The 16172-nt window shown below is 67.3% G+C and carries 16 protein-coding genes and 1 tRNA gene; 9 read left to right on the forward strand and 8 right to left on the reverse strand.

The genetic code is table 11. The features are described 5' to 3' along the window. Positions 1 to 13 precede the first annotated feature (13 nt). Genes ACEN8G_RS07845 through ACEN8G_RS07885 form a run of 9 tightly spaced genes read left to right on the forward strand, consistent with a single transcriptional unit; the run spans position 14 to position 8588 of the window. Positions 14 to 1189, forward strand: coding sequence for a TerD family protein (locus ACEN8G_RS07845; RefSeq protein WP_413414513.1), 1176 nt, complete (start codon positions 14 to 16; stop codon positions 1187 to 1189). Positions 1190 to 1216: 27 nt separating this feature from the next. Beyond that, entirely contained in the window at positions 1217 to 2335 is a 1119-nt protein-coding gene (locus tag ACEN8G_RS07850) for a DUF475 domain-containing protein (RefSeq protein WP_413414512.1), read from the forward strand. A 15-nt stretch (positions 2336 to 2350) separates the two neighbouring features. Further along, on the forward strand, positions 2351 to 2929 hold the full coding sequence (locus ACEN8G_RS07855) for a TerD family protein (RefSeq protein WP_413414511.1): 579 nt from the start codon (positions 2351 to 2353) through the stop codon (positions 2927 to 2929). 24 nt (positions 2930 to 2953) lie between these two features. Continuing rightward, complete coding sequence (locus ACEN8G_RS07860) at positions 2954 to 3529, forward strand: TerD family protein (protein ID WP_413414510.1); 576 nt, start codon at positions 2954 to 2956, stop codon at positions 3527 to 3529. A 21-nt stretch (positions 3530 to 3550) separates the two neighbouring features. Further along, positions 3551 to 4714, forward strand: coding sequence for a trypsin-like peptidase domain-containing protein (locus ACEN8G_RS07865; RefSeq protein WP_413414509.1), 1164 nt, complete (start codon positions 3551 to 3553; stop codon positions 4712 to 4714). Continuing rightward, positions 4708 to 5811 (forward strand): phosphoribosyltransferase domain-containing protein, encoded by a 1104-nt coding sequence (locus ACEN8G_RS07870; protein ID WP_413414508.1) that lies wholly within the window; start codon positions 4708 to 4710, stop codon positions 5809 to 5811. Before ACEN8G_RS07865 ends, ACEN8G_RS07870 begins: the two co-directional genes overlap by 7 nt. Then, positions 5808 to 6557: a hypothetical protein gene (locus tag ACEN8G_RS07875; protein ID WP_413414507.1), complete on the forward strand. Its 750-nt coding sequence runs from the start codon at positions 5808 to 5810 to the stop codon at positions 6555 to 6557. The genes ACEN8G_RS07870 and ACEN8G_RS07875 overlap by 4 nt, the downstream gene beginning before the upstream one ends. Continuing rightward, positions 6547 to 7653: a cysteine protease StiP domain-containing protein gene (locus ACEN8G_RS07880; RefSeq protein ID WP_413414506.1), complete on the forward strand. Its 1107-nt coding sequence runs from the start codon at positions 6547 to 6549 to the stop codon at positions 7651 to 7653. Before ACEN8G_RS07875 ends, ACEN8G_RS07880 begins: the two co-directional genes overlap by 11 nt. Then, the gene (locus ACEN8G_RS07885) at positions 7650 to 8588 is read left to right on the forward strand and encodes an HpcH/HpaI aldolase/citrate lyase family protein (protein WP_413414505.1); all 939 of its coding nucleotides are present in this window, start codon (positions 7650 to 7652) and stop codon (positions 8586 to 8588) included. Before ACEN8G_RS07880 ends, ACEN8G_RS07885 begins: the two co-directional genes overlap by 4 nt. Positions 8589 to 8629: 41 nt before the next feature. Here the strand turns inward: ACEN8G_RS07885 and ACEN8G_RS07890 are convergent, their stop codons facing one another. From ACEN8G_RS07890 to ACEN8G_RS07925, 8 genes are all read right to left on the reverse strand, one after another. After that, on the reverse strand, positions 8630 to 9100 hold the full coding sequence (locus ACEN8G_RS07890) for a hypothetical protein (RefSeq protein WP_413414504.1): 471 nt from the start codon (positions 9098 to 9100) through the stop codon (positions 8630 to 8632). 59 nt (positions 9101 to 9159) lie between these two features. After that, on the reverse strand, positions 9160 to 10029 hold the full coding sequence (locus ACEN8G_RS07895) for a toxic anion resistance protein (protein WP_413414503.1): 870 nt from the start codon (positions 10027 to 10029) through the stop codon (positions 9160 to 9162). Positions 10030 to 10328: 299 nt separating this feature from the next. Further along, positions 10329 to 10404 (reverse strand) — tRNA-Lys (locus ACEN8G_RS07900). Between the two features lie 101 nt (positions 10405 to 10505). Further along, positions 10506 to 11642, reverse strand: coding sequence for a rod shape-determining protein RodA (gene rodA / locus ACEN8G_RS07905; protein WP_307118852.1), 1137 nt, complete (start codon positions 11640 to 11642; stop codon positions 10506 to 10508). After that, positions 11642 to 13675, reverse strand: a complete 2034-nt coding sequence (gene mrdA / locus ACEN8G_RS07910) for a penicillin-binding protein 2 (protein ID WP_413414502.1) — start codon at positions 13673 to 13675, stop codon at positions 11642 to 11644. The genes rodA and mrdA overlap by 1 nt, the downstream gene beginning before the upstream one ends. Next, positions 13675 to 14181: a rod shape-determining protein MreD gene (gene mreD, locus ACEN8G_RS07915; protein WP_307118854.1), complete on the reverse strand. Its 507-nt coding sequence runs from the start codon at positions 14179 to 14181 to the stop codon at positions 13675 to 13677. Before mreD ends, mrdA begins: the two co-directional genes overlap by 1 nt. A 2-nt stretch (positions 14182 to 14183) precedes the next feature. Further along, on the reverse strand, positions 14184 to 15002 hold the full coding sequence (gene mreC / locus ACEN8G_RS07920; RefSeq protein ID WP_413414501.1) for a rod shape-determining protein MreC: 819 nt from the start codon (positions 15000 to 15002) through the stop codon (positions 14184 to 14186). A gap of 105 nt (positions 15003 to 15107) precedes the next feature. Beyond that, positions 15108 to 16148: a rod shape-determining protein gene (locus ACEN8G_RS07925; protein WP_307118856.1), complete on the reverse strand. Its 1041-nt coding sequence runs from the start codon at positions 16146 to 16148 to the stop codon at positions 15108 to 15110. Positions 16149 to 16172: the final 24 nt, after the last annotated feature.

Below are 16172 nucleotides of genomic sequence, written 5' to 3' on the forward strand. Positions count from 1 at the left end.
ACGGGATATTCGCATGACCGATCTGCAACAGGGCGGCAACGCCCCCGTGCCCGGCAATGCGCTGACCATCGCCTTCGCATGGACGGTGGCGGCGGGGCGTGACGTCGATGCCGATGCTTCGGCCTATCTGCTGACCGCCTCGGGCAAGGTCCGCGGCGACACCGATATGGTCTTCTACAACCAGCCTGAAGGCGGCAGCGGCGGCATCCGCTTCGTGTCTTCGGGGAACAGGGGCAGCTTCGAAGTCGATCTCGCGCGGCTTCCCGCCGAGATCGAGAAGATCGTGTTCTGCGTCACCATCCATGAGGCGCAGGCGAAGAGCCAGACCCTCGCGCTGCTTGACGGCGCGGAGATCAGTGTCGCGCCTTCCGGAGGCGCGGCTGCTCTGCGTTTCGCGCCTTCGCTTGCAGGGGCCAGCGAAGCGGCGATGACATTTGGCGAACTCTATCGTCGTAACGGCGAGTGGAAGTTCCGCGCGGTGGGACAGGGTTTCAACGGGGGTCTTGCGCCGCTGGCCCGCTCGTTCGGCATCGACGTGGCGGAAGAGGCGGCACCTGCTTCGCCACCGCCACCGCCACCGCCATCTGCACCGGTCAACCTGAGCAAGGTGACGCTCGAAAAGCCGGGCCAGACGGTCAGCCTGGAGAAGCGCGGGGCGAGCTTTGGCGAGATCACGATCAACCTGAACTGGTCGCGCGGCCGCAAGGGCTTTTTCGGTGGCGGCAGTGCGATCGATCTCGACCTCGGCTGCCTGTTCGAGCTGGCCGATGGGCGCAAGGGCGTCGTCCAGGCGCTCGGCAACGCCTTCGGCTCGTTCCACCAGCTGCCCCATATCGCGCTGTCGGGCGACGACCGCACCGGCGACGTCTCCCAGGGCGAGACGATGCGTATCAACGGTGCGCACTGGGCGCAGATCCGGCGCATCGCGGTGTTCGCCAACATCTATGACGGCGTGCCCAACTGGCAGCAGACCGATGGCGTCGTGCTGGTGACCATGCCCGATCAGCCGCCGATCGAAGTGCGGATGACCGAAGGGCGCGACGATCGCCGGCTGTGCGGGATCGTGCTGATCGAGAATGACGCCGGGCGGCTCAAGGTCACCCGGATCGTGGAATATGTTCGCGACCAGCAGGTGCTGGACGAAATGCTGGGCTGGGGCCTGCGCTGGGTCGCCGGCCGCAAGGATTGAGCCGTAACCGGCACAAGGGGGAAGACGTTGTTCAGATACTATAAGGGTTCATTGCTGTTCACGGCGCTGTGCCTCGCAATCGGTGCGTGGCTCGGCTGGACGATCACGCACAGCATCGTCGGCACGCTCGGCATCCTCTGGATCGTGCTGGTGCTCGGCGTGCTCGAAGTGTCGCTGTCGTTCGACAATGCCGTGGTCAACGCCACCGTGCTGCGCGACATGGATCCGGTCTGGCGCCGGCGCTTCCTGACCTGGGGCATCCTCATCGCGGTGTTCGGCATGCGGATCATCTTCCCGCTGGTGATCGTCGCGATCGCCGCGAAGATGGGGCCGATCGACGCGATCAAGCTCGCCGCGACCGATCCTGCAACCTATGAGCGGATCATCACCAGCGCCCATGTCGGCATCTCCGGCTTTGGTGGTGCCTTCCTTGCCATGGTGGGGCTGACCTTCTTTCTCGACGAGGACAAGGAATCGCACTGGATCAGCATGATCGAGAAGCCCTTCTCGAGCCTGTCGCGGGTATCGGGCCTGGCGATCGGCCTGGTGCTGCTCGCGCTCTACGGCATCTCGCGGATGATCCATCCCGAGGAGGGCATGACCTTCATCGTCTCGGGCATCTTCGGCCTCGTCACCTATATCGGCGTGCAGGCGATCGGCGCGCTGCTCGAGCGTGAGGAGGAGGAAGAGGTTGCCGGTTCCGGCACGGACGCTGCCGTCGTGGTCGCCAAGTCGGGGCTTGCCGGCTTCCTCTATCTCGAGGTGCTCGACGCATCCTTCTCGTTCGACGGCGTGATCGGCGCCTTCGCGCTCTCGAACAACCTGTTCATCATCGCGCTCGGCCTCGGCATCGGCGCGATGTTCGTCCGCTCGATGACGGTGATGCTCGTCGATCGCGGCACGCTTACCGAATATCGCTATCTCGAGCACGGCGCCTTCTATGCGATCATCGCGCTGGCCGCGATCATGCTGCTGTCGGTCCGCTTCGAGATTCCCGAGACGGTGACCGGGCTGATCGGCGCCGGCTTCATCGGTCTGGCCTTCATCGCCTCGCTGCGGAGCAACCGCGCCGAGGCGGCCGGGGAAATCCCGCTGGAGGAAGCCGATCCGATTGCCCCGACGGGCGAACACCTCAATCGATCGTAGTCAGGAGAGAATATCATGTCGGTAAGCCTGTCCAAGGGCGGCAATGTCAGCCTTTCCAAGGAAGAGCCCAATCTTTCGAAGATCCTGATCGGCCTGGGCTGGGACACGCGCACCACCGATGGCGCGGACTTCGACCTCGACGCCAGCGCCTTCCTGCTCGCCAGCGGGGACAAGGTGCGTGGCGACGGCGACTTCATCTTCTACAACAACCTGCGCTCGAGCGACGGCTCGGTCGAGCACACCGGCGACAACCGCACGGGTGAGGGCGACGGCGATGACGAGGCGCTCAAGGTCGAGCTGAGCCGGGTGCCCGAGGAGGTGCAGAAGATCGCGATCGCAGTGACGATCCACGAGGGGGAGAGCCGCCGCCAGAGCTTCGGCATGGTCTCCAACGCCTTCATCCGTATCGTCAACGACGCCAATGGTCGTGAGATCTCGCGCTACGACCTCGCCGAGGATGCCTCGACCGAGACCGCGATGATCTTCGGCGAAGTGTATCGCCACAATGGCGAGTGGAAGTTCCGCGCCGTGGGGCAGGGCTACAAGGGTGGCCTCGCGCCGCTCGCGCGCAACTACGGCGTCAACATCGGCTGATCCTGGCCGCAAGGAGTATTCATCATGGCAGTTTCGCTTTCCAAGGGCGGCAATGTCAGCCTGAGCAAGGAAGCACCGGGCCTCAAGGCCGTGCGCGTCGGCCTCGGCTGGGACACCCGCGTCACCGACGGCAGCGCCTTCGATCTCGACGCCAGCGTCTTCCTGCTCAACGAGGGCGGCAAGGTCCGCTCGGACGCTGATTTCGTGTTCTACAACAACCGGAACGGCGGCAACGGCTCGGTCGTCCACCAGGGCGACAACACGACGGGCGAGGGCAGCGGCGACGACGAGGTCGTGGCGGTGACGCTCGACCAGCTTCCCGCCGACGTCCAGAAGCTCAGCTTCGCGGTGACGATCCACGAGGCCGAGGGCCGCCGCCAGAATTTCGGCATGGTCTCCAACGCCTTCATCCGCGTGGTCAACGCCGATGGCGGCACCGAGATCGCCCGCTACGACCTGTCCGAGGATGCCTCGACCGAGACGGCGATGATCTTCGGTGAACTCTATCGCCACAATGGCGAGTGGAAGTTCAAGGCGATCGGCCAGGGCTTCGCCGGCGGGCTCGGGCCGCTGGCCCAGTCCTTCGGCGTCAATATCTGACCTCCGCGACTGCGCCCGCATATGCGTGACCTGGTTGCGGGCGAACGGGCGGCCATTGCCGGAGCGCAGGTCCTTGCGCTTTCCGGCGATGGCGGCGCGCCACCGGTTCTTGCGCTGATCGCGCTGGGGGCGGATCGCCGGACCGCGCCCGCCTTCCCGCCGATCGACGCGCTCACGCGGGAGATGCGCCCGGCGGCGCAATTCGAGGACGAGACGCGGCTGCGCATCGACCTCGATGCCATGCCGGCACCAGTCGAGCGGCTGATGCTGATCGCCTTCGATCGCGGCAACCAGCCGATCGGCAGAACCGTCACGGTGGAGACCGGCGAGCTGCGCTTCGCCGCCGACCTGCGCGGCCGTACCGATGCCGCGGTGATCCTCGTCGAATGCTATCGCCACCAGGGCGCCTGGCGGATCTCCGCCAACGGCCAGGGTTTCGCGATGGGGTTGAACGCGATCGCGGCCGCGCACGGCATCGATCATGGCTGGGTGATGCGGCTGATCCCGCGGCTGCACCCGGGAAGCGGCTCCGGCTATGACGGCGATCCCCGCCCACGCGGTAGCGGTCCCTCTAGCGGCAGCGGCGTGGCCATCGACCGCAACCATATCCTGACCAACGCGCATGTCGTGGAGGATGCGCGGTCGGTCACCGTCCATGTCGGCGGCCGCGCGATCCCGGCGGAAACGGTGTTCGCCGATTCGCGGAACGACCTGGCGCTGCTCCATGTCGAAGCGGTGCTGCCCGGCGTCGCCCAGTTTCGCTCGCAGGTGGGGCTGCATCTCGGCGAGGACATCGTCGCGCTCGGCTTCCCGCTCCAGGGACTGCTCGGCACCGGGCCGCAGGCGAGCGCCGGCAACATTGCCGCGCTATGCGGAATCGGCAATGACAGCAGCGTGTTCCAGTTCACCGCGCCGATCGCCAGCGGCAACAGTGGCGGACCGATCCTCGATATGGCAGGGCACCTTGTCGGGCTGGTCAGTTCGTCACTCAATCTCGATCGCATCCGCGAGCGTGGGGCCAGCGGCGAGAACATCAATTTCGGGATCAAGGGCGCGATGATGCTCAGTTTCCTCGATGCCTTCGGGATCGAGCCGCAAATGGCGCGCGAGGCGAGCGTGGCGGGCCGCGCCGAAGTAGTCCGCCGCGCGCGCGACTTCATCGCCAAGGTCAGCTGCGAATGCTGACGCTCGCCTCGGCGACCCGGTCGATTACGCTAGCGACCGGCCGGCTCGACATCGCGATCGAGGAGGCCGCCTGGCCGCTCGACAGTCTGTGCGATTTCGCCGCGCGCGAGAATCCGCGGCGGGGATTCCTCGTGGTCTCGCGCGTGCTCGGCCGGCATCTGCCCGCCGCACCGCAGGTGATGCGGCAGAGCGTGCGCGACCTTGCCGCGCGTGTCCCTGCCGACCTGCCGGGCCCGGTGATGGTGATCGGCCTGGCGGAGACTGCGGTGTGCCTTGGCCAGACCGTCCACGAGGAACTGCGCGCGGCGACTGGTCGCGAGGATATCCATTTCCTCCACTCGACCCGCCAGCAACTCGATCATCCGCTGCTGTGCCGCTTCGAGGAGCCGCATAGCCACGCCTCGGCGCATCTGATCTATCGCCCGGACCTGCCCGAGCCGCGATCGCTGGTGATTGTCGATGACGAAGTCTCGACCGGCACGACCCTGTGCAACCTGGCCGACGCGCTGGTTGCCGCCTGGCCGCGCGTCGAGGCGATCGTCGTTGCGACGCTGACAGACTGGTCGGTAGGCAAGGGCTGGCAGGCACGGATGCCGCGCCCGACCCAGGTTGCGGCGCTGCTCCGCGGGCGGCTCGATTGGACGCAGGGCGAAGCGGTGACTGCCGACGCCGCGTTCGACATGGCGGCTGCCTCGCTCGGGCGGATGGCGTCGCACCGCAATTTCGGCCGGCTCGGGATCGACGCGCCGATTGCGCCGGCGCCTTCTTCGGCACTGCCGGAAGTGACCGGGCCGCTTCGCATCATCGGCACCGGCGAATTCACTTACCTGCCCTTCAGGCTGGCCGAGCAACTGGCTGCCGGGGGACATGACGTCGTCGTGCAGGCGACCAGCCGCAGCCCTGCGCGGCTCGGCGCGGCGATGACCGTCAAGCTCTGTTTCTCCGACAATTACGGAACCGGCGTGCCCAATTATCTCTACAATGCCGATCCGACCGATGGACGCGCGAACTGGATCGCGCACGAGACCGGGGCGAAGACGATCGACCCCGCGCTGGTTGCAGCGCTCGACGCCCGGCTGGTCGGCTGGGCTGCATGAGCCGCGCCATCGCCCTGGTCGATCTGGACGACACGCTGTTCCAGACGCTGCGCAAATGCCCGCCCGAGGTGCCGGTCGAACGGCTGACGCCTTTGGGCTTTGCCCGCGACGGTTCGCCGCTCAGCTATGCGACGCCGCGCCAGATGCAGTTCCTCGAATGGCTGGCCGAGACCACGCATCTCGTGCCGGTCACCGCGCGCAGCCTCGACGCGCTGCGGCGCGCACGCATCCCGTTCCGCGCTGCGGTCTGTGCGCATGGCGGAGTGGTGCTGGATGAAGATGGCGAGGTCGATGCCGGCTGGGCCGATACCATTGCCGGCCGTGCGGGCTCCTATGCCGGGCAACTGGCCGATCTGGCCGGGGCGATCGCGGACGAGGCGCGCGGGCAGGGCCTGCCGATCAACGCGCGGGTGCTCTGTGAAGGCGAGCTACCGCTCTACACGCTCGCCAAGCATGACGATGCGGATGCCGACACATTGTTCGCGGTCGTCGATGCCGCGGTCCCGTCGCTGCCCCCGGGCTGGACCGATCACCGTAACGGCAACAACGTCGCGCTGATGCCGCCCTATCTCGGCAAGGCCCATGCGGTGGCGCATATCCTGCCGGGCCTGCGTGCCCGCTTTCCCGACGCGCCGGTGATCGGGATCGGCGACAGCCTGACCGATGCGCCGTTCATGGGGTTGTGCGACTTTGCGATGATGCCGCCGCGCTCGCAGCTGGCAGCAGGGATGTTCGATGCCCGCTGAGGCCCATGCGCTTGCCGAGGCACCCTTTTCCGGCAGCTACGATCCCGCTGACGTCACGTTCCTGCTCAAGCCGGTGGCGATGGCTGCGACTGGCGTTGCCGACAAGGAGGCGGCGATCCAGTCCGGCCGTCGTCATTATTCGGAGATGATCGCGCCGGAGAGCGTGCCCGATCCAGCCTATCTGGCGCTCTACCATGCCGCGCTGGCGCGCAACGGCGCGCGGCTGGCGCAGGACGTGGCGAGCCTGGCCGCGCATCTCGCGGCCCCACGGCCGGGCCGCGAAGTGGTGATCGTCTCGCTCGCCCGCGCGGGCACGCCGATCGGGGTGCTGCTGGCCCGGACCCTGCGCGCTCGCGGGCACGCCGCCTATCATTATTCGGTAAGCATCATCCGCGACCGCGGCATCGATCTCGTCGCGCTTGCCCATATCGCCGCCCATCATGACCCGCGCGACGCGGTGTTCGTCGATGGCTGGACCGGCAAGGGGGCGATTGCCGGAGAGTTGCGCGCGGCGCTCGCCGGAAACCCGCTCGGTTTCGCGCCGCAGCTGGCGGTGATCGCCGATCCTGCCGGCCAGGCGGATATCGCAGCCACCGATGACGACTATCTGATCGCCTCGGGACTGCTCAATGGCATCGTCTCCGGGCTGGTGAGCCGTTCGATCCTCAATGCCGAAGTGGTCGGGCCGGGCGATTTCCACGCCTGTGTCACCTATCCGCAATATGCCGATGCTGATCTGTCCCGTGCCTTTGTCGACGGCATCGCGCCGCTCGCCGCGGCTGTGGCGCCCCGGCCCATCGACGGGCATGGGGCGCGACGCGAAACGCTGAGAGAGGGATGCGAGGCAATGATGGAAGCGCTGCTGGCGCATGGCGGCACGCGTGACCGCAACCGGATCAAGCCGGGAATCGCCGAGGCGACCCGCGCGCTGTTGCGCCGCATGCCTGAACGGCTGCTGGTCCGCGATCGGCAGGATGCCGACGTCGCGCATCTTCTTCACCTCGCTGCCGAGCATGGCATACCCGTCGAGCCACTCGGTGAAGGCTCGCACTATCGCGCGGTGGCGATCATCCGCAGCCTGGGGCAGGACGCATGAAACCGATCTCGGCGCTGGCCCTCGGCGCGACACTCTATCTGCCTTGCGCGCGCGAGGATCTCGCCGAGGTTCTCCTCGGCGCGAAGCGCATCCCGGGACTGCGCTCGGCGGTGTTGTGCCTCGAGGATGCCGTTCTCGATCGCGATCTGCCGGTCGCGCTTGCCCGATTGTCCGCGTTCCTCAGGACACTCGCCGCGCGTGCGCCGGCGCCGGGTGACCCGCTATTGTTCGTGCGGCCCCGCAATGCGGCGATGCTGGAGCATGTGCTGTGCATGCCCGGGGTCGAGCGGCTGTCGGGCTTCGTCATTCCCAAGGCACATGCCGAGAGCATGCCTGCCTATCTCGTCGCGCCGCTCCACGATCATCACCGGCTGATGCCGACGCTGGAGACGCGCGAGGCCTGCGATCCGCAGGAGATGCGACGGCTTCGCGACCAGCTGCTGGCGGTGCAGGAGCGTATCCTGGCGCTGCGCATCGGCGGCAACGACCTGTTGCGGGCGATGGGTCTGCGCCGCACTGCGGGGCGCACTGCCTATGACGGGCCGCTCGGCAGCATCATCGCCGGGCTGGTCGCCGGTTTCGCGCCCTGGGGATTCGCACTCAGCGCGCCGGTGTTCGAGCAATTCTCCGACACCGCGCTGCTGCGCGACGAGGTCGCTCGCGACATCGAGCATGGCCTGATCACCAAGACGGCGATCCATCCCGATCAGGTCCCGGTCATTCAGACCGCGCTCGCCGTTCCTGCCGACCAGATCGAGGAGGCGCGGCTGATGCTCGCCGAGGATGCACCGGCCGTGTTCGCGCATGACGGGGTGATGTGCGAACCGGCGACGCATCGCGCCTGGGCCGAGCGGCTGCTGGACCGGGCGGCACTTTACGGCATCGCCGATCCGCATGCCGTGCCGCTGCGCCTCGTTTCGGGAGCCGATCATTGACCGGGTTTCGTACCACGAGCGACTAGCGGCAGGGCCGGGCATCAGGGCAGGGGATCGTCCTTGCCGTAGCGGTTCTCGATGAAGCGGAGATTGTCGGCAAAGCTGTCCAGGTCCTCCTGGGCAAGGCTGCGCGACAGCGTTTCCAGGCGCGCGATCATCTTCTCCAGGCCCTGGTTGAGATTGTAGCTGGCCGACCGGCCCGTCTGCCGGAAGATTTCGGCACGGTGGCTGGCCGGAATCTCGGCATAGCTTTCGATCAGTCGTGGCAAATGATTGTCACGCATCTGGCGGACCTCGGTCAGCGCCGAGACCATCAGCGCGTCGTCATGCGTCCGTGCCTCGATATCGGCGATCAGGGCGAGCAGCCTGGCGACAAGCGGCCGCGATGCATCGGGCAGCCGCGGATCCTCTGCCGAGATCGGCGGCACGGTCGGCGCGTTGCTCGCCGGTGCGGGATCCGGACGCGCAGGTCCGCTCAGCCATCCCGCCAACCTGTCCAGAAATCCAGCCAACCCGATTTTCCCACCCGAATGCGTTACATAGCACGGTAGAGCATCGACTCGATGTCGCGCTAGAGGGGAGTGCGCCGTTGCGCCGCGGCATCGATCGCGCGGCGGGCCTGATCGATGGCATCGTCCAGGACACGCTGGAGATCGCCACGCGTTGCCGGCGCTTCCTCCGCCGCGCGTGCCGTCCGCTCCAGCGCCTCGGCCTGGCGGGCCATGTCCTGGCTTCCCGTGATCGCGCGGCGGGCCGCGATCGCGGTACGCAGCGCTGCGATGCTGGTATCCCGCGCCCGGGCGAGGGCCTGGGCCAGCGCATTCTGCCCGTCGATCAGCAATTGCAGGGTGAGGATGCCCTGCTGCGTGACCGCGGCCTGGGTGGCGACATCCTGCTCGCGGGACAGCAGACGTGCGTGGGCGGTGTCGCACAGGAAACGGGCACGGGTCGGCTGGTCGAACATCAGCTCGCGACCTGCCGCGTCCATCATCGCGGCGCACGCGCGGATCAGCTGCAGCGCGTCGTCCAGCTCGGCGGCGGCGGCGTGCAGCTTCTTGCTGTCGGTCTCGATCGTGATCAAGGATCGGGCGACATCGTCGCGTTCGCTGTCGAGCGTCTCGATCAGCGCCTCGAGGCGCGTCTGCGCATCCGCGGCGTTGGTGCCGGCGGGTTTGAAGAAGGATCGCCTGCGGGGCCGAACCGGCGCGCCTAGATCGGTCACGAGGGCCTGGAGTTCCGCCAGATTGCTCGCTGCCGACTGGCCTAGGGAAGTTGCGCGATCAAGCCGCGCACTCGCTTCCGCCGCTCCGCCGATCGCGCGCCTGCCCAGCGTGTCGATCGCGGCAAGAAGGTCATTGTCGTCCGATGCCAGCCATTGGCGGAGCAGGCGGCGCGCTTGATCGCGAGAGGCCTTTTCGACGCCCGAAGGAGAACTGGGCAAACTTCTGTTCCTCTGGTCGATCCTTCACAGGCACATGCGAACTGCGCAGGGTGGGTCACCACCCTCTAGTCGATACCTGACTTGGCCTGCAACATGCGTGTGGTTCGATCCAGTCCCGCTCGAAGATTGGCGTTGCGCGAGATTGGGCGTCGTTGGCAGGCGGGGGCGAGTGCTGCGCCGTGCGCCCAAAAAGAAATCGATCGATTAGAACGCCTTCGCCAACCGCTCCGTCCATGAGACAGGCTCGCTAGCTCAACGACATTTTCCGGGGTTCATCTCGATCAACCGAGAAGAAGGAATGGTGGACGCACTAGGGCTCGAACCTAGGACCCGCTGATTAAGAGTCAGCTGCTCTACCAACTGAGCTATGCGTCCATTCCGGGTTGTTTCGGCGCCCTTGGTGAGTGCGCCTCCGCAGTGGAGGTGGGCCTTTAGCGGCGAGGTTCGCGGCTTGTAAACCCCCTATTTCGAAAAAATCACCAACGCTGCACGCGGCGGCTCTGGCGGTCGATCGAAAGCAGGATTCCGAAGCAGATCATGAAGGTCATCACGGCGGTGCCGCCGAAGCTGATAAGCGGCAGCGGAACGCCCACCACCGGCGCCAGGCCCATCACCATCGCCATGTTGATCGCGCAATAATAGAAGATCGTCGCGGAGAGGCCCGCCGCGGTCAGCCGGGCGAAACGGCTCTGCGCACGCATGCTCACGCCGATGCCCCAGCGGATCAGCGTGCCGAAGCCCAGGATCAGGAAGAAGCCGCCCATCAGGCCCCATTCCTCCATCATCGTCGCCAGCGCGAAGTCGGTATGGCCCTCGGGCAGATAGTCGAGATGGCTCTGCGTACCCTGCAGGAAGCCCTTGCCGAACACGCCGCCCGATCCGATCGCCACCTTGGACTGGCTGATGTGATAGCCGGTGCCCAGCGGATCGCTCTCCGGATCGAGGAAGATCATCACGCGGTTGCGCTGATAGTCGTGCAGCACGAAGTTCACCGCCAGCGGGGCCGCCACCGCGAGTGCCAGCGCGCCGCCGATGAACAGGCGCAGCGGGATGCCCGCCAGGAACATCACCGTCACCGCGCCGAAGCAGATCATCAGCGCGGTGCCCAGGTCGGGCTGGAGCATGACCAGGCCGGCGGGAATGCCGAGCAGCACGCAGGCCGGCCAGATCGCCCCGAACTTCCGGATCTCGCCCGCCGGCAATATCTCGTAGAAGCGCGCCATCGCCATCACGATCACCGGCTTCATCAACTCGGAGGGCTGCAATCGGATGAAGCCGAGGTCGAGCCATCGCTGGCTGCCGCCGGCGACGGCGCCGAGCAGCTCCACGCCCACCAGCATCACCACGATGACGATGTACATCGGGAAGGCGCCGAGCGCCCAGAAAGTCTCGGGCACGCGCGACAGGCCGATCGCCATCGCCAGGAACACGAAGAAGCGCAGTCCCTGGTTGAGCGCCCAGGGCGTCATGCTGCCGCTCGCCGCCGAATAGAGCACGACGAGCCCGAACATGCCGATCGCTACCACCAGCCCGATGATCCGCCAGGGCAGCTGGGCGAGGGGGCCGGGGACGATGCCTGAGGGACCCAGGCCGGAGGATTGGAGCGTGGCCATCAGTCTGCCTCCACGCTGCCGCGTTCGGCCGCGCTGCTGTCGATCGTGTTGCTGGTCGTGGCGTTGGCCGCCTCGGAAGCGACGGTGCTCGCCGCCTCGACCGCGTCCTCCGGCGCCTCGGGGGGCGGAGCGTTCTGGGCAGTCGAGAAGGCCTGGGCCTGCGCGGCCATCCGGGTGCGATAGTCGCCACCCCATGTCGGCTCCTCGGCGTGCAGCGAGTCCATCGCGCGCTTCCGGTCGAACAGGAAGGTCATGATGTCGCGCCCGATCATCGGCGTGTCGAGGTTGCGGATCGTGTGGCCATTGTGCTCGAGCACGATGCCCGCGGCATATTTGGGCTTGTCCGCCGGTGCGAAGCAGACGAGCAGCGCGTGGTCGCGCAGCTTGAACGGCAGCGAGGCGTTCTTGAGCACGCCCGATGCGCGCTCCGCCATGGTGATGCGGCGCACCTGGGCGGTGCCGGTCTTGCCCGCCAGGGTGATGCCGGGCACCTGGATGCGCGCCGCGCCGCCGGTGCCGCCCGAATTGATAACGCCGAACATCGCGTCGCGGATGATCGCCAACTGCTCGGGCGTGGCGGCGAGCGGCGGGGCCACCTGGCGGGGCATGTCGGCGAGCAGCCGGGGGACGAGCTGGCGCCCCGAGGCGAGCCGGCTCGCCATCACCGCCAGTTGCAGCGGATTGGCGAGCACATAGCCCTGGCCGATCGAGGCATTGAGCGAATCCGCCACCGTCCAGGCCTGTTTGTAGCGCTTCAGCTTCCAGGCGCTGTCCGGCACGGTGCCGAAGCGCTGGGTGGAGAAGGGCAGGTCGAACTTCTGGCCGAGGCCCAGCGCGCGCGCCATCGGCGCCACCGCGTCATAGCCCACGCGGCGGACCATCTCGTAGAAATAGATGTCGCAGCTCTGCATGATCGCGTTCTTGAGGTCGAGCGGACCATGGCCACCGCGCTTGTGGCAGTGGAACACGCCATTGCCGACGCGCATCGCGCCCGAGCAGACGACGCGGGCATGCGGATCGACGCCGGCATGCATTAGTGCCAGCCCGTTCATCGGCTTGACGGTGGAGCCAGGCGGATACAGGCCCTGCAGCGCCTTGTTCATCAGCGGGACGTGATCGTCCTCGCTCAGCATCTTCCATTCGTTGCGGCTGATGCCGTCGGAGAAGCTGTTGGGATCATAGGCCGGCATCGAGACCATGGCGAGGATGTCGCCATTCTCGACGTCGATCACCGTCGCCGAGCCCGAGTTGGTGCCCAGCCGCCGCGCGACATATTCCTGGAGCAGCGCGTCGATGGTGAGCTTCACCGTCTCGCCGGGCTTGTCGGGCCGGGTGGCGAGCTCCTTGACCAGCCGGCCATGGGCGGTGACCTCGACGCGCTTGGCGCCCGGCGTGCCGCGCAGGCGATCCTCCAGCGTCTTCTCGAGCCCGTCCTTGCCCAGCTTGAAACCGGGGGCGACGAGCAGCGGATCCTTTTCCTTCTGATACTGCTCGGCCGATGCGGTGCCGACATAGCCGACCAGATGCGCCACGCCCGCCGCCAGCGGATAGTTGCGCGAGAAGCCGCGGGTGGGCTGCACGCCCGGCATCTCGGGCACGCGCACGCTCACCGCGGCGAAGCGCTCCCAGTCGAGGCTGTCGGACACCTGAACCGGCTGGAAGCCCGAGGCGCGCTTCAGGTCGGTGCGGATCCGCGCCATCTCCTCCTCGGAAAGGCTCAGGATCTGCTGGAGCAGGCCGAGCGTCTTTTCCTTGTCCTCCATCCGGTCGGGGATCATGTCGACGCGGAACGCGGTGCGGTTGTTGGCGATCGGGATGCCGTTGCGGTCGACGATCCAGCCGCGCCGCGGCGGCGTGAGCGTCAGGCGCACGCGGTTGCTCTCGGCGGTCAGCCGGTAGCGCTCGTTCTCGAATACGGCGAGCCAGGTCATCCGCCCTGCCAGCACCAGCGCGGCAGCACCCTGGATCCCGCCGAGCACAACTGCGCGGCGGGAGAAACTGTAAGCCTGCGCTGCTTCGGTGATCCGGACCATCAGTTCTGTTTCTTATCCCGATCCAGCCACGCACAGAACCGGGCAATTACGGGAAATAATGCCGCCGAGACGACGATCTGGAGCAGCAGCGCCGTATCGACATGCGCGCTGAACGGTACCGCGATCAGCCGTCCGCCGACCAATACCATGGCGATCGCTCCGCTGGCGATCAGCCAGTCCTGCCAGAAATCGCGCCATACCAGCCGCGTGTCGAGCACATCGACCATCAGGATCGCCAGCGTCCAAAGCACCATCGCGCTGCCCGGCGGCTGCCCGCTCAGCATGTCGTCGACGAAGCCGAGCGGCACCGGCATCCACACCTTCATCGCGTCGCCGCGCACCAGCCGCCAGCCGAGCAGCATCATCAGCCCGAACGGCGGCAGGAAAGGCACGGTGGCGACGACCGGCAGCAGGGTCATCATCGATCCCAGCACCACCGAGAGCGGCGCAAGCCAGATGCTGCGCGGCAGCTTCTCGCTTCGGCCGAGGGGGATGAAGTCGGTCACCGCTATTTCTTCGCGGAGGCCGGCTTGGCGCTGGACGAAGGGGAGGGTGTGGGGCTGGGTGCCGGCTCCGGCAGGAAGGTCTGCTGGACCAGCGCGAAGTCGAGCGCGTCGGGATTGGCCGAGGGCTCGGCGACGGCGATGTCGCGCGAGGTGCGGATCACCCGCGCCACCGGGATGTTCGGCGAGAAGATGCCGCCGGTGCCCGAGGTGACGAAGGTGTCACCCGGCTGGAAGATCATCGTCGCCACGCTTGCCGAGCGGATGTCGAGCAGCCCGTCGCCGCGCCCGGTGGCGATCGCCGGCAGGCCGTCGCGGGTGCGCCGCACCGGGACGATGCTCTCCGGATCGACGATCAGCAGCACGCGCGCGGTGTTGGGGCTGGTCTCGGTCACCTGGCCGATCAGCCCGTCGGGCTGGCGCACGGGCTGGCCGCTCTTCACGCCCTGCCAGTTCCCGGCATTGAGCGTGGCATAGCGCCGGGTGCTGCCGAGCGAGCTTGCCACCAGCCGCGCGACCACCACCGCGTCGGTGGAGACGTCGCGCAGCTTGAGCATCTCGCGCAGATGCCGGTTTTCCTGGTTCAGCGTCCGTGCGCGGCTGACCAGCAGCGCGTTATCGGCGATCTGCTTCTTCAGCCGCGCATTCTCGCCGCGGACGTCGACATAGCTGGAGACGCCGCCGGGCACCCCGGCCACGCTGGTGCGGATCCAGGTGAAGCCCGAGGCGATGGGGGTGGTGATCTCCGACAAGAAACCCCGCACCGCCGCGAAGGCCGGCGGATTGAACGTCGAGAGCAGCAGCAGGGCCACGCCGATCAGCATTCCGCCGACCGCGCCCACGTAACCGAGGAAGAGCCCGTATTGCGCCCGTCGCGAAAAACCCGAGCGCCGGTTGCGTGGCGGCGCCATTGCCCCCTGCCTTCCGAATTAGACCGAGATGAGCACGCCGCGGAACACCGGATCCTCGAGCGCGCGGCCGGTGCCGAGCGCCACGCAGGTCAGCGGGTCCTCGGCGATCGTGACCGGAAGGCCGGTCTCGTCGCGCAGCACTTCGTCGATCCCCTGCAGCAGCGCGCCGCCGCCGGTGAGGACGATGCCCTGGTCGACGATGTCCGCGGCCAGCTCCGGCGCGGTGTTCTCGAGCGCGATACGCACGCCCTCGACGATCGTGCCGACCGGCTCCGAGAGTGCCTCGGCGATCTGGCCCTGGTTGATCTGGATTTCCTTGGGCACGCCGTTGACCAGGTCGCGACCCTTGATGTGGATCGTCTGGCCGATGCCGTCCGCCGGCGGCTTGGCGACGCCGACTTCCTGCTTGATCCGCTCGGCCGTGGCTTCGCCGATCAGCAGGTTGTGGTTGCGGCGCACGTACGAGACGATCGACTCGTCCATCTTGTCGCCGCCGACGCGGACCGAGGTGGAATAGGCGAGGCCGCGCAGCGAGAGCACCGCGACTTCGGTGGTGCCGCCGCCGATGTCGACGACCATCGAGCCGATCGGCTCGGTCACCGGCATGTCGGCGCCGATCGCGGCCGCCATCGGCTCCTCGATCAGCCACACCTGCGAAGCGCCGGCGTTCGATGCGGCGTCACGGATCGCGCGGCGCTCGACCGAGGTCGAGCCCGAGGGGACGCAGATCACGATCTGCGGCCAGCGCATGAAGCGCCGCTGGCCGTGCACCTTGCGGATGAAGTGCTTGATCATCTCTTCGGCGATGTCGATGTCGGCGATCACGCCGTCACGCAGCGGGCGGATCGCCTCGATGCTGCCCGGGGTCTTGCCCATCATCAGCTTGGCGTCGTCGCCGACCGCCTTGACGCGCTTGACGCCGTTGAGCGTCTCGACCGCGACCACCGACGGTTCGTTGAGGACGACGCCCCGCCCACGGAGGTACACCACGGTGTTCGCCGTGCCGAGATCGATCGCCATGTCGTGGGACATGAAATTGAACAAGCGGGAAAATGCCATCTATGGTTCCGTCCTGCGGCGCGG

The sequence above is a fragment of the Sphingomonas sp. Sphisp66 genome (assembly GCF_047324325.1).
Lineage (GTDB): Bacteria > Pseudomonadota > Alphaproteobacteria > Sphingomonadales > Sphingomonadaceae > Sphingomonas.